This is a genomic window from Klebsiella sp. A52 (assembly GCF_018388785.1).
In the GTDB taxonomy this organism is placed as follows: domain Bacteria; phylum Pseudomonadota; class Gammaproteobacteria; order Enterobacterales; family Enterobacteriaceae; genus Klebsiella; species Klebsiella aerogenes.
Genome location: NZ_CP074437.1, coordinates 4,700,433 through 4,714,601, shown reverse-complemented (window position 1 = coordinate 4,714,601; position 14,169 = coordinate 4,700,433). Strand labels below are relative to the sequence as shown.

General features: G+C 55.4%; 11 protein-coding genes. 6 read left to right on the top strand and 5 right to left on the bottom strand.

The window, feature by feature from the left end; genetic code table 11:
• Nucleotides 1–78 precede the first annotated feature (78 nt).
• Nucleotides 79–513, top strand: a complete 435-nt coding sequence (locus KGA69_RS22290) for a DoxX family protein (protein ID WP_045396278.1) — start codon at nt 79–81, stop codon at nt 511–513.
• Between the two features lie 642 nt (nt 514–1,155).
• Here KGA69_RS22290 and hcr read toward each other — a convergent pair.
• The 4 genes from hcr to aqpZ form a co-directional block, all read right to left on the bottom strand.
• Nucleotides 1,156–2,124, bottom strand: coding sequence for an NADH oxidoreductase (gene hcr, locus KGA69_RS22285; RefSeq protein ID WP_063447685.1), 969 nt, complete (start codon nt 2,122–2,124; stop codon nt 1,156–1,158).
• A gap of 11 nt (nt 2,125–2,135) precedes the next feature.
• Nucleotides 2,136–3,788, bottom strand: a complete 1,653-nt coding sequence (gene hcp / locus KGA69_RS22280) for a hydroxylamine reductase (RefSeq protein WP_045396269.1) — start codon at nt 3,786–3,788, stop codon at nt 2,136–2,138.
• Between the two features lie 143 nt (nt 3,789–3,931).
• The gene (locus KGA69_RS22275; RefSeq protein WP_045396267.1) at nt 3,932–4,831 is read right to left on the bottom strand and encodes a LysO family transporter; all 900 of its coding nucleotides are present in this window, start codon (nt 4,829–4,831) and stop codon (nt 3,932–3,934) included.
• Between the two features lie 117 nt (nt 4,832–4,948).
• A complete protein-coding gene (gene aqpZ, locus KGA69_RS22270; protein ID WP_015367500.1) occupies nt 4,949–5,644 on the bottom strand; it encodes an aquaporin Z in 696 nt (231 codons plus the stop codon).
• A gap of 395 nt (nt 5,645–6,039) precedes the next feature.
• Here aqpZ and KGA69_RS22265 point away from each other — a divergent pair, with 395 nt between their 5' ends.
• The 3 genes from KGA69_RS22265 (at nt 6,040) to macB (ending at nt 10,911) form a co-directional block, all read left to right on the top strand.
• On the top strand, nt 6,040–7,698 hold the full coding sequence (locus KGA69_RS22265) for an ATP-dependent endonuclease (RefSeq protein ID WP_045396265.1): 1,659 nt from the start codon (nt 6,040–6,042) through the stop codon (nt 7,696–7,698).
• Nucleotides 7,699–7,852: 154 nt separating this feature from the next.
• Nucleotides 7,853–8,968 carry a macrolide transporter subunit MacA gene (macA, locus tag KGA69_RS22260; protein ID WP_213292668.1) on the top strand — a complete coding sequence of 372 codons (1,116 nt, stop codon included), beginning with the start codon at nt 7,853–7,855 and terminating at the stop codon, nt 8,966–8,968.
• Nucleotides 8,965–10,911 (top strand): macrolide ABC transporter ATP-binding protein/permease MacB, encoded by a 1,947-nt coding sequence (macB, locus tag KGA69_RS22255; RefSeq protein WP_045396260.1) that lies wholly within the window; start codon nt 8,965–8,967, stop codon nt 10,909–10,911. Before macA ends, macB begins: the two co-directional genes overlap by 4 nt.
• A gap of 68 nt (nt 10,912–10,979) precedes the next feature.
• Here the strand turns inward: macB and cspD are convergent, their stop codons facing one another.
• The gene (cspD, locus tag KGA69_RS22250; protein ID WP_015367495.1) at nt 10,980–11,201 is read right to left on the bottom strand and encodes a cold shock-like protein CspD; all 222 of its coding nucleotides are present in this window, start codon (nt 11,199–11,201) and stop codon (nt 10,980–10,982) included.
• A 325-nt stretch (nt 11,202–11,526) separates the two neighbouring features.
• On the opposite strand from cspD, the gene clpS reads away from it, so the two are divergent.
• A complete protein-coding gene (clpS, locus tag KGA69_RS22245; RefSeq protein WP_015367494.1) occupies nt 11,527–11,844 on the top strand; it encodes an ATP-dependent Clp protease adapter ClpS in 318 nt (105 codons plus the stop codon).
• Between the two features lie 30 nt (nt 11,845–11,874).
• Nucleotides 11,875–14,154 (top strand): ATP-dependent Clp protease ATP-binding subunit ClpA, encoded by a 2,280-nt coding sequence (clpA, locus tag KGA69_RS22240; protein WP_015367493.1) that lies wholly within the window; start codon nt 11,875–11,877, stop codon nt 14,152–14,154.
• Nucleotides 14,155–14,169 lie beyond the last annotated feature (15 nt).

The following is a 14,169-nucleotide window of genomic DNA, read 5'->3' as shown; positions in this document are numbered from 1 at the left end:
TATTTTTCGCTGGTTTTATTGGCGGAATATTGCGCATACTCTGGGAACACATAGGGTGTAAAACAGGAAGCACATCAAATGGTTAAGGGATTGTTAAACACAGTAAATAAAACGCTATCGCATGAAGATGCCGGTAAACTCTTGTTACGACTTGCCGTTGGCGGCTTAATGTTGTTTCACGGTCTGCATAAGCTAATCGACGGCGTGGATGGCATTAGCGGGATGCTGGTCGCGAAAGGGCTACCGGGGTTCATTGCCTACGGCGTGCTGGTGGGGGAAGTCGTCGCGCCTTGTTTACTTATTCTTGGCGTCTTGACGCGCCCGGCGGCGCTGGTGCTGGCGTTCACCATGGCGGTCGCCTGGTTGATGGTCGGGACGGGTAAAACTTTCGCGCTGGATGCCGTCGGCGCATGGGCGATTGAAAGCCTGGTCTATTTCTTTATCGGCGCGTTGGCGATTGCGCTATTAGGGGCTGGGCGTTATTCGTTGGCCGGCCAGTCGGCCTGGCGGTAAAAAAGTGCCGGGTAAGGCATTAATGCCTTACCCGGCCTACGGTCCGTGCGGCCTGCCTTTAATTTATTCACCACGCTGGCTGACACTACTGGTGCTGGTGATCTCAAAATCCCCCGGTGGCGCTGCAGCTTACCGGGGCTACAGCACGATGCGATTTGGTAGCCCGGAGAAGGCGCAACGCGCCGCGTCCGGGAAAACCCTTAAAAAGTTGCAAACCGATAACAGTGCGGCCTGCCTTTAATTTATTCACCATGCTGGCTGAAACTGTCGGTGTTGGCGGCCTCAAAATTGCTGAGACGTTCCCGGAAGGCCGGGGCAGCCCGCATGGATGCGGGCTGAGGGCCGTGTTTTGCAAGGACGCTGCCTCGGCCCGACCCGAAGCCTGCAGGGATAAGTCGAAGGTACCACGAAGTGGCGATTTTGGCGGCCAGAGCCCGGGGGTACAGGGGGCGGCGGCGACTGGCCGCCCCCTGTACGCTCCCTGCGCCATGAGGGGCATAACGCAGAAGAAATATCGGAGCGCAATGTGCTCAGAATTAGCACTAAGCACATGTTTTCCCCGACCAAAACCGTTGCAAACCGATAACAGTATCTACGGCCCTGTAGCCCCGGTAAGCACTAGCTCCACCGGGGATTTTGACCTCAGGCGAGAACCAGATCGCTCTGCGGGTGGCAGGAACAGGCCAGCACGTAGCCATCGGCGATTTCCGCATCGGTCAGCGTCATGGTGCTGGTAACGCTGTATTCGCCGGCGACCACTTTGGTTTTGCAGCAGCCGCAGACGCCAGCGCGGCAGGCGACGGTCACCGGTACCTTATTGCTTTCCAGCGCTTCCAGCAACGTGGTGCCGACCGGTGCGTAGAACGTTTTCGCCGGCTGCAGCTTAGTGAATTTCAATCCGTCGGTAGCGGCTTCCGCCACCGGGGTAAAGAACTTCTCTTTAAAGAAATGCGTCACGCCAAGCGCCCTCACTTCCTGTTCCACCATCTCCATATAAGGCGCCGGGCCGCAGGTCATCACGGTACGGCTGGCTAAATCCGGCACGCTTTGCAACAGCTCGCGGGTGAGGCGCCCGGCGATAAAGTCCGGCGTCGCGTCGTTTTCCGCCACCAGCGTGACCGGGTATTGACGCCACTCTTCGGCAAAAATCACATCCTTCGGCGAACGCACGTTAAAGATAACCTGCACATCCGCCTGCGGGCGGTACTTCGCCAACCAGCGGCGCATCGACATAATCGGCGTCACGCCGCAGCCGGCGGCCAGCATCAGAAAACGATCGCTTGTTTTATCTTCACAGGTAAATTCGCCCATCGCATCCGACAGCCAGATATAGTCGCCGCGTTTTACGTCGCGGGTTAACCACTGTGAGCCTGCGCCATCATCAATACGACGAACGGTCAGCGTAATGTATTCACTGACCCCGGGCGTTGAGGAGAGCGTGTAGGCGCGCAGCGTATCCGCCGAATGGCGCACGCTAACCAGCGCGTACTGCCCGGCGCGATAGGGATAGTAGTCGTGGCACAGCAACGAAATCGTCCATACGTCCGGCGTTTCCTGCTGAATATGATGAACCTGCATTCGCCACGGGCACTGTTGAGTTGGCATTGTCATGCGGTGACTCCTTATGCGCTCAGCAACTGCTGCATATCTTGTTCTACGGTAGTGACGGAACGCAGACCGAACTTCTCGTTGAGGACAGCCAGCAGGTCCGGGGTGAAGAAGCCTGGCGCGGTCGGGCCGGTGACGATGTTTTTCACCCCGAGCGACAGCAGCGTCAGCAGGATGACGATGGCTTTTTGTTCGAACCAGGAGAGCACCAACGATAGCGGCAGATCGTTTACGCCACAGCCCAGTTTTTCCGCCAGCGTTACCGCGAGAATAATCGCCGAGTAGGCATCGTTACACTGACCGGCGTCGACCAGACGCGGCAGGCCTTCGATATCGCCGAAATCCAGTTTGTTGAAGCGGTATTTACCGCATGCGAGAGTCAAAATCAGGCAGTCGTCCGGTACGCTGGTGGCGAAATCAGTGAAGTAGTTACGTTCGCCGCGCGCGCCGTCGCAGCCGCCGACGAGGAAGATGTGGCGCAGTTTTTCACGGCTGACCAGATCAATTAGCGTATCCGCCGCGCCGAGCAGCGTCTGGCGGCCGAAGCCGACGGTGATCAGATGCGGGATTTCGCTATACGGGAAGCCGGCCATTTGCTGCGCCTGGGTGATAACCGGGGAGAAATCTTCGCCTTCCAGATGGTTGACGCCCGGCCAGCCGACGATGCTGCGGGTCCAGATGCGATCGTCGTAAGCGCCGACGGTCGGGTCGATGATGCAGTTGGAGGTCATGACGATGGGGCCCGGGAAGCGGGCGAATTCAACCTGCTGGTTCTGCCAGCCGCTGCCGTAGTTACCGATCAGGTGTTTGAACTTACGCAGTTCCGGATAACCGTGCGCCGGCAACATTTCGCCGTGGGTATAGACGTTAACGCCGGTACCTTCGGTCTGCTCCAGCAGGTTATAAAGATCTTTCAGATCGTGGCCGGAGATCAGGATGCACTTACCTTCGGTGGCTTTAACGTTGACCTGAGTCGGCGTCGGGTGGCCATATTTCGTGGTTTCACCGGCGTCGAGGATGCTCATCACTTTGAAGTTCATCTGGCCGATTTCCATCGAACATTCCAGCAGAGCGTTCATATCGGCAGGCCAGGTCCCCAGCCACGCCATGATTTTATGGTACTGGGCGTAAATGTCGTTGTCGTACTGGCCGAGCACGTGCGCGTGTTCCATATAGGCCGCAGCGCCTTTCAGGCCGTACAGACACAGCAGGCGCAGGCCGAGGATATTTTCACCGATCGCGGCCTTGTCTTTATTTGGCGTATAGTCCGCCGCCTGACGTTGCAGATCGCCCAGATCATCGCTAACCAGCTGCAGATCGGCGACCGGGCTGTCGACGGCGGCGTTGGCGTCAATATTCAGGCATTGTGCTTTCAACGCCTCGCGCATCGCGATCGCCTGACGGGCGTAGCCGACGATACGCGGCGAGTCGAAGTTCACGTTGGTCAGAGTAGAGAAGAACGCCCGCGGGGCGAAATTATCCACCTCATGATCGATGATGCCGTATTCACGTGCCTTAACGGCCCATGCGGATAGGCCCTGCAGCGAAGCAATCAGCAGATCCTGTAAATCGGAGGTTTCAGCGGTTTTACCGCACATACCCTGCGCGTAAGAACAGCCATTTCCTGCCGGCGTACGGATAGTTTGTTCACATTGCACACAAAACATGATCACACCCTTTAAAGTTATATTTTAGATACATGTTTAAGGTTATGCCTGTGGCTGTACGGAGAAAAGGTATTTCTGACACAACTTAAAGGGAGATTGATTTAGCGCAATTTTGGCGGTAGGGATCTACCGCCACAGGGGGATCAGGCTGAGAAGAACGCCATCAGCACCGGCACCAGCAGGCTGAGGATAAAACCGTGTACGATGGCTGCAGGCACGATTTCCACGCCGCCGGAGCGCTGTAGCACCGGCAGAGTAAAGTCCATCGAGGTTGCGCCGCACAGCCCAAGCGCGGTGGAGCGGCTACGCATTACCATGCCCGGGATCAGCATAATAGCCAGCAGCTCACGGGCCAGATCGTTAAAGAATGTGGCGCTGCCTATGACCGGACCGTAGGATTCGGTCATCAGGATCCCCGAAAGGGAGTACCAGCCGAATCCGGACGCCATCGCCAGACCGGTTTTAATGGGCAGACCAAGAATAAGGGCATTAATCACTCCGCCAAATAATGAACTGCCTGCGACCACTACCGCGACAATCATGCCACGACGATTAAGGACTATTTGCCGTAATGTCATTCCATTATTACGTAGCTGAATACCGATAAGGAATAATAAGAAAATTAAAGTATATTCGCTGGCTTCGGTCGCATGTTGTAAAAAAGAGAGGCCGCTTAACCCCAACAGAAAACCAATTAGCACGACGCCAAGCAGCTGCAGCGACTCGAGAGCCATCGCCAGGCGCGAGGGTAATTTTTCAGGACGATGCTTAACCCGCCACGGCATTTTTTTATCCAGCCATAGCAGTGCTGCAATATTGCACAGAATAATTACCACAATGCTGACCGCGGAGTAATGCAGTATTGATAACAGATTGCTGCTGAGATTATCGAGGAAGGCAAGGCTAATCCCCATGAAAAAGAGGATGACGTAAACAATCCAGCTAAGCAGCCGGGTAATCAGTTTCAGTGCGGAAGGGTGACGCAGAGGAATCAGATAGCCGACAATCAACGGCAGCAGAATGATTAATAGTCCCGAAAACATGAACGGCAAGGTCCTTGCAAATTAAGAATAGCGCCAATGACACTACCCAATTCGCCAGGCCGAGTAAAGCTGTCGGCAAAAAGAAAAAGCCCGGCATCGCCGGGCTTCTTGCGAGGATTAGTCGCGTTTTTCGAGCAGGGTGCGGTACAGCACGCCGCCGAGGATACCACCGATGATTGGCATCACCCAGAACAGCCACAGCTGCTGCAGCGCCCAGCCGCCCTGGAAGATAGCGACCGCGGTGCTACGCGCCGGGTTTACGGACGTGTTGGTGACCGGAATGCTAATCAGGTGAATGAGGGTCAGCGCCAGGCCGATGGCGATCGGCGCAAAGCCCGCCGGGGCGTTTTTATCGGTCGCACCGTGGATAACCAGCAGGAATCCGCAGGTCAGCACGATTTCGATAACGATAGCGGACAGCATCGAGTAGCCGCCCGGGGAGTGTTCGCCGAAACCGTTTGAGGCGAAGCCGCTCGCGGCAGCGTCAAAACCGGCTTTACCGCTGGCGACAACGTACAGCACCGCGGCGGCAATAATACCGCCGACCACCTGGGCGATAATATAACCGATGACGTCTTTAGCCGGGAAACGACCGCCGGCCCACAGACCTAAAGTGACCGCCGGGTTAAAGTGACCGCCGGAAATATGACCCACGGCAAAAGCCATAGTTAATACGGTTAAACCGAAGGCCAGGGCGACGCCGGCAAAACCAATTCCTAATTCCGGGAACGCTGCTGCCAGCACTGCGCTGCCGCAGCCGCCGAATACGAGCCAGAATGTGCCGAAGCACTCTGCTGCTAATTTTCTGAACATAACCACCTCAAATAATAATGTAAACGAACACGTTATGACGTGCCGGTCTTTATTTATCGACGCAAAGGATGACGATAAAAATAAAGCGTCGCTATTTTAGGGACGAACGCCACCCTCGGACTAGTTAAATAAATTGATGTAATTTGATTTAGAGCAATGAGATGATTTTCCTTTCACCATGCATGATTTATGCAAGTGTAGAACACAACGCTGAAAAATAAACTACTACCGAAGATGAATTAATTTATTAATTATATGAAATCAAGAGCCGATACCTTACAAACTCATTTGCTTCTGGATTCCATTGTCGGCGTGGGAAGCAGGGGGTGCCATGTCGTCTGCGCCTCGCTATACTGCTGATTACTGAAGGAGAATGTGGGCCAGGCGGAGGGGATATGCATCTTGAGCGTGTAGAGATCGTCGGATTTCGCGGTATCAACCGTTTATCGTTGATGCTCGAGCAAAACAATGTGCTAATCGGCGAAAACGCATGGGGTAAATCCAGCCTGCTGGACGCTCTGACGCTGCTTTTATCGCCTGAGTTTGACCTGTACCATTTCGTGCGCGATGACTTCTGGTTTCCCCCCGGCGATATTCAGGGGCGGGAGCATCATCTACATATCATTTTAACTTTCCGCGAGAATGAACCCGGGCGCCATCGCGTGCGCCGTTTTCGTCCGCTTAGCGATTGCTGGGTGCCGTGCGATGACGGCTATCAGCGTATTTTCTATCGCCTTGAGGGCGAGCTGGCGGATGACGGCAGCGTGATGACCCTGCGTAGTTTTATTAACTGCCAGGGAGAGGCGCTGGAGCTGCATGATATTGACGATCTGGCGCGCCACCTGGTACGCCTGATGCCGGTGCTGCGCCTGCGCGACGCCCGCTTTATGCGCCGAATTCACAACGGTACCGTGCCGCATTCGCCGCAAATTGAAATTACCGCCCGGCAGCTGGATTTTCTCTCCCGCGAGCTGGTTAATCACCCGCAAAATCTCACCGATGGGCAAATCCGCGAAGGGCTGTCGGCGATGGTGCAACTGCTAGAACATTATTTCGCCGAGCAGAGCAGCGCGCAAAGCCGCAATCGCCTGATGCGCCGACGTTCTCATGATGAACAACGCAGCTGGCGCTATCTCGATATTATTAACCGAATGATTGATAAACCCGGCGGTCGTAGTCACCGGGTGATCCTGCTTGGGCTGTTCTCCACTTTATTGCAGGCGAAGGGGACCGTCCGCCTCGATCGCGATGCGCGGCCGCTGCTGCTGATTGAGGACCCGGAAACGCGTCTGCATCCGATCATGCTTTCGGTCGCCTGGCATTTACTGAATCTGTTGCCGCTGCAGCGAGTCACCACAACCAATTCCGGCGAACTTTTGTCTTTAACGCCGGTTGAACAGGTGTGTCGGCTGGTACGTGAATCGTCCCGCGTCTCGGCGTGGCGGCTCGGTCCCGGCGGGATGAATGCGGAAGATAGTCGCCGCATTGCGTTTCACATTCGCTTCAACCGCGCGTCATCGCTGTTCGCCCGCTGCTGGTTGCTGGTGGAAGGCGAAACGGAAACCTGGGTTATCAACGAACTGGCGCGCCAGTGCGGGCATCATTTCGACGCTGAAGGGGTGAAGGTTATCGAGTTTGCCCAGTCCGGGCTTAAGCCGCTGATTAAATTCGCCCGCCGGATGGGGATTGAGTGGCATGTGCTGGTTGACGGCGATGAGGCCGGTAAGAAGTATGCCGCTACGGTGCGCGGGCTACTCAACAACGATAACGAACTGGAACGCGTGCACTTAACCATGCTTCCGGCGATGGATATGGAACACTTTATGTATCGTCAGGGGTTCGACGATGTTTATCATCGGGTGGCGCAGATCCCGGATAATATGCCGATGAACATGCGCCGGGTGATCACTAAAGCCATACATCGTTCATCGAAACCCGATCTGGCGATAGAGGTCGCGATGGAGGCTGGGCGGCGGGGAATTGACGCCGTCCCGACGTTGCTGAAAAAGATGTTTTCCCGCGTGCTGTGGCTGGCGCGCGGGCGCGCTGATTAGCCCAGCGGCGAAAACCGTGCCATGTTACGCCGCAAGACAAAGCCGCAGCCCAACATCAATAAACATTAAGCATTGCTAAAATTCTGGCTTCTGTTCGCCGCCGCTTCCGTTAGAATCATCTTCCGGGCTGCGGGGAATAGATCAGGAATTTTTTATGACATTGAATGGAAAACGCAGGAAAGTCTGGTGGCTGTTGGCGCTGGTGGTGGTTATTGCGGCTATCTGGGGATGGCGGATTCTGAACGCGCCGTTGCCGCAGTATCAAACGCTGGTGGCGCGTAAAAGCGATCTGCAGCAGAGCGTACTGGCGACGGGCAAGTTAGATGCGCTGCGTAAAGTCGACGTCGGCGCGCAGGTCAGCGGCCAGTTGAAGACGCTGCGCGTCAATATTGGCGATAAAGTACAGAAGGACCAGTTACTGGGGGTTATCGACCCGGAGCAGGCTGAAAACCAGATTAAAGAAGTCGAAGCGACGCTCATGGAGCTGCGGGCGCAGCTTAAACAGGCGCAGGCCGAACGTAAGCTTGCGCAGGTAACCTTAGCGCGCCAGCAACAGTTGGCGCAGCGCCAGCTGGTATCACGCCAGGATCTGGATACCGCCGCCACCGATGTGGCGGTGAAAGAGGCGCAAATCGGCACCATCGAGGCGCAGATCAAGCGCAACCAGGCGACCCTCGACACCGCGAAAACCAACCTCGACTATACGCGCATCCTGGCGCCGATGTCCGGCGAAGTGACGCAAATTACCACCCTGCAGGGGCAAACGGTGATTGCCGCCCAGCAGGCGCCGAATATTCTGACCCTGGCTGATCTCAGTACCATGCTGGTGAAGGCCCAGGTTTCGGAAGCGGACGTAATCCATCTTAAGCCGGGGCAAAAGGCGTGGTTTACGGTACTCGGCGACCCCCTGACCCGCTACGAAGGTACGCTGAAGGATATTCTGCCGACGCCGGAAAAGGTCAATGATGCCATATTTTATTATGCGCGTTTTGAAGTCCCTAACCCGCAGGGGATCCTGCGTCTTGAGATGACCGCGCAGGTGCATATCCAACTGGCGGAAGTGAAAAATGTGATTACTATTCCGCTCAGCGCGCTGGGCGATGCCATCGGCGATAACCGCTACAACGTGCGTCTGCTGCGCAACGGGGAAGTGAAAGAGCGTGAAATTGTTATCGGCGCGCGTAACGATACCGATGTGGCGGTGGCGAAAGGGCTGGAAGAGGGCGATGAGGTCATTATCAGCGAAAGCTCGCCCGGAGCGGCAAAATGACGGCGCTGCTCGAACTGCGTGATATTCGCCGCAGTTACCCCTCGGGCGACGGCGAAGTTGAAGTGCTAAAGGGCATCACCCTCAGTATTGCCGCCGGGGAAATGGTGGCTATCGTTGGGGCTTCCGGTTCCGGTAAATCAACGCTGATGAACATCCTTGGCTGCCTTGATAAGCCCACCAGCGGTACCTATCAGGTTGCCGGGGTCGATGTGGCGCATTTGAGCGGCGATGAACTGGCCAGGCTACGCCGTGAGCACTTCGGTTTTATTTTCCAGCGTTACCATCTGTTGTCGCATCTGACGGCGGCGCAAAACGTCGAGGTTCCTGCCATCTATGCCGGTAAAGAACGACGGGTTCGCCTTGAACGCGCGCGCGATTTGCTCTCTCGTTTGGGGCTGGGCGAGCGGGCGGAATACTTCCCTTCGCAGCTCTCCGGCGGCCAGCAGCAGCGCGTGAGTATCGCCCGCGCCCTGATGAACGGCGGCGAGGTGATCCTCGCCGATGAACCGACCGGGGCGCTGGATAGCCGCTCAGGCGAAGAGGTCATGGCCATCCTGCATCAGCTTAAGGCGCAAGGGCATACGGTGATTATCGTCACCCACGACCCGCAGGTCGCGGCGCAGGCGGAAAGAATCATCGAACTGCGCGACGGTGAAATTGTGCGTAACCCACCGCCGTTATCGCTGGAGAAAGGCGGCGTGCTTCGCGCCGAAGACCGTGCGGAGCCTTCCATCTGGCGTCAGTTCAGCGGTGGTTTTCGCGAGGCGCTGGTGATGGCCTGGCGGGCGATGGCGGCGAATAAAATGCGTACGCTGCTCACCATGCTCGGCATCATCATTGGTATCGCTTCGGTAGTCTCTATCGTAGTCGTCGGCGATGCCGCGAAACAGTTGGTCTTAGCCGATATTCGCGCTATTGGCACCAATACCATCGATGTTTATCCCGGCAAAGATTTTGGCGACGACGATCCGCGTTATCAGCAGGCGTTAAAATATGACGATCTGCTGGCGATTCAAAAACAGCCGTGGGTGAGCTCCGCAACGCCGGCGGTATCGAAAAGCCTGCGCCTGCGCGCCAATAACATCGACGTGGCTGCCAGCGCCGAAGGCGTTGGCGCGCAATATTTCAACGTTTACGGCATGACGTTCAGCGAGGGAAATACGTTCAATGAGCTGCAGCTGAATAGCCGGGCGCAGGTGGTGGTGCTGGATAGCAACGCCCGTCGCCAGTTATTCCCCCATAAAGCAAAAGTGGTCGGCGAGGTGATTTTGGTCGGTAATATGCCGGCGACGATTGTCGGCGTGGCCGATGAGAAACAATCGATGTTCGGCAGCAGCAAAATTCTCCGCGTCTGGCTGCCTTATTCCACTATGGCCGGACGGGTGATGGGGCAATCGTGGCTTAACTCGATAACCGTCCGCGTGCAGGAGGGCTACGATAGCGCCGCCGCTGAGCAGCAGTTGGTGCGGTTGCTGGAACTCCGCCATGGCAAAAAAGATGTTTTCACCTGGAATATGGACAGTATCTTGAAAACGGCGGAAAGGACCACACATACTTTACAGCTGTTCCTGACCCTGGTGGCGGTGATCGCGCTGGTCGTCGGCGGGATTGGGGTAATGAATATCATGCTGGTGTCAGTCACGGAACGCACCCGTGAAATCGGTATCCGCATGGCGGTTGGCGCCCGGGCCCGGGATGTACTGCAGCAGTTTCTTATTGAAGCGGTACTGGTTTGCCTGGTGGGCGGCGCCATCGGAGTGAGTTTGTCGTTGATGATCGCGTTCATTCTGCAACTGTTCTTACCCGGTTGGGAAATCGGTTTTTCGCCGCTGGCGCTGTTGACCGCATTTTTGTGTTCGACGTTAACCGGGGTGCTGTTTGGCTGGTTGCCGGCGCGTAATGCGGCGCGATTAGACCCGGTGGATGCGTTGGCGCGGGAGTAATGAGATAAAAATGCCAGTCAGAAGGACTGGCATTTTATTAGCAGGATGTACACAATGAAGCAAAAGAGTTATGCAGCCGTTTCTGCTTCCACAGGAACAATCACGCTGGCGTGATTGCCTTTCGGCCCCTGGTGAACATCAAACCGAACGGATTGCCCGGCTTTTAGCGTTCTGTAACCATCCATCTGGATGGTGGAGTAATGGGCGAAAATGTCTTCGCCGCCGCCCTCAGGGCAAATAAAACCGAACCCTTTGGCATTGTTGAACCACTTAACAGTACCCATTTCCATACTTCGACATCCTTCGTAAATCTTTATAAGTAAGATGGAATGAACCGGTAGGGGAGTCACGAGTTGTACAATTGCTCGCCAACTCTCGCCAGTACAATTTAGAGAAATACGGAAATGCGTCAAGCAATTGACGAGGGTGAACGGTGAAAAATGCGTCAAAATTTGAAGCAGTTAACGCTATTGCTGGGGAATGTGACAGGCGTCGCGGATGGAAGCAATAGATGATAGTTATCTATGATCTATTGTAGATTTGTAACGTGCATAACCTCAGATCATCGACAGGCCGCGGCCTGTTGGCAACAGCAACCGATGACGAACATTGACGATGAGTAAGAGAGATTGGCTGGACTTCGATCAACTGGTAGAAGATGAAGTTCGTGATGCGCTTAAACCACCATCTATGTATAAAGTGATATTAGTCAATGATGACTACACTCCAATGGAGTTTGTTATTGACGTGTTACAAAAATTCTTTTCTTATGATGTAGAACGTGCAACGCAACTGATGCTCACGGTTCACTATGAAGGTAAGGCGATTTGCGGCGTTTTCACCGCCGAAGTTGCGGAAACCAAAGTCGCTATGGTGAACCAGTACGCGAAGGAGAACGAGCATCCATTGCTGTGTACGCTAGAGAAAGCCTGATTACAGGCATGAAAATTGGGGGAGGTGCCTATGCTCAATCAAGAACTGGAACTCAGTTTAAACATGGCTTTCGCCAGAGCGCGCGAGCACCGTCATGAATTTATGACCGTCGAGCACTTGTTGCTGGCTTTACTCAGCAACCCCTCGGCACGCGAAGCGCTGGAAGCCTGTTCCGTGGACCTGGTCGCTTTGCGTCAGGAACTTGAAGCCTTCATCGAACAGACCACTCCCGTCCTTCCGGCAACGGAAGAAGAGCGAGACACCCAGCCGACGCTAAGCTTCCAGCGCGTGCTGCAGCGTGCGGTTTTTCACGTCCAATCCTCCGGTCGCAGCGAAGTGACCGGCGCCAACGTACTGGTCGCGATTTTCAGCGAGCAGGAGTCGCAGGCCGCCTATCTGCTGCGTAAACATGAAGTCAGCCGCCTTGATGTGGTGAATTTCATCTCTCACGGCACGCGCAAAGACGAGCCCAGCCAGCCTTCGGAAAACAACGCGAGCCAGCCGGGTAACGAAGAGCAAGCAGGCGGGGAGGATCGTATGGAAAACTTCACCACCAATCTTAACCAGCTTGCGCGCGTGGGCGGCATCGATCCGCTGATTGGCCGCGATAAAGAGCTGGAGCGTGCCATACAGGTATTGTGCCGCCGCCGTAAGAACAACCCGCTACTGGTGGGTGAATCCGGCGTCGGCAAGACCGCGATTGCGGAAGGGCTCGCCTGGCGTATCGTCCAGGGCGACGTACCGGAAGTGATGGCGGATTGCACCATTTACTCGTTGGATATCGGTTCGCTGCTGGCTGGGACCAAATATCGCGGCGATTTTGAAAAACGCTTTAAAGCGCTGCTGAAACAGCTTGAGCAGGATACCAATAGCATCCTGTTTATCGATGAGATCCATACCATCATCGGCGCAGGCGCAGCCTCGGGCGGTCAGGTTGATGCGGCTAACCTTATCAAACCGTTGCTGTCCGGCGGCAAGATCAGGGTGATTGGCTCCACGACTTACCAGGAGTTCAGCAACATCTTTGAAAAAGATCGCGCGCTGGCGCGTCGTTTCCAGAAAATCGACGTGACCGAACCTTCTGTCGAAGAGACGGTGCAGATCATCAACGGCTTGAAACCGAAGTACGAAGCGCACCACGATGTGCGTTATACCGCCAAAGCGGTACGTGCGGCGGTCGAGCTGGCGGTGAAATACATCAACGATCGTCATTTGCCGGATAAGGCGATTGACGTGATCGACGAAGCGGGCGCGCGGGCGCGGCTGATGCCGGTGAGCAAACGCAAGAAAACGGTCAATGTGGCGGATATCGAGTCCGTGGTTGCGCGCATCGCGCGTATTCCGGAGAAGAGCGTCTCCCGCAGCGATCGCGATACGCTGAAGAACCTTGGCGATCGCCTGAAAATGCTGGTCTTTGGTCAGGATAAGGCGATTGAAGCGCTGACTGAAGCGATCAAGATGGCGCGTGCCGGGCTTGGCCATGAGCATAAACCGGTTGGTTCTTTCTTGTTCGCCGGGCCGACCGGGGTAGGGAAAACCGAAGTCACCGTGCAGCTGGCGAAAGCGCTGGGCATTGAGCTGTTGCGGTTTGATATGTCTGAGTATATGGAACGTCATACCGTTAGCCGCTTGATTGGCGCGCCTCCGGGATACGTCGGTTTCGATCAGGGCGGGCTGTTGACCGATGCGGTGATCAAACATCCGCACGCGGTGCTGCTGCTTGATGAGATCGAAAAAGCGCATCCGGATGTCTTCAATATCCTGCTGCAGGTGATGGATAACGGTACGCTGACCGATAACAACGGCCGTAAAGCGGACTTCCGCAACGTGGTGCTGGTGATGACCACCAACGCCGGGGTGCGTGAAACCGAGCGTAAATCGATTGGTCTTATCCAGCAGGATAACAGTACCGATGCGATGGAAGAGATCAAAAAGATCTTTACGCCGGAGTTCCGTAACCGTCTCGACAACATCATCTGGTTCGATCACCTCTCTACGACCGTGATCCATCAGGTGGTCGATAAGTTTATCGTCGAGCTGCAGGTACAGCTGGATCAGAAAGGCGTGTCGCTGGAAGTGAGTCAGGAAGCGCGTGACTGGCTGGCTGAGAAAGGCTATGACCGGGCAATGGGTGCGCGTCCAATGGCGCGGGTGATTCAGGACAACCTGAAGAAACCATTGGCGAATGAGCTGCTGTTTGGTTCGCTGGTGGACGGCGGTCAGGTCACCGTTGAGCTGGATAAAGCTAATAACGTGCTGACTTACGGCTTCCACAGCGCGCAAAAGCACAAACCGGAAGCGGCGCATTAAATAAATTCTGAATTG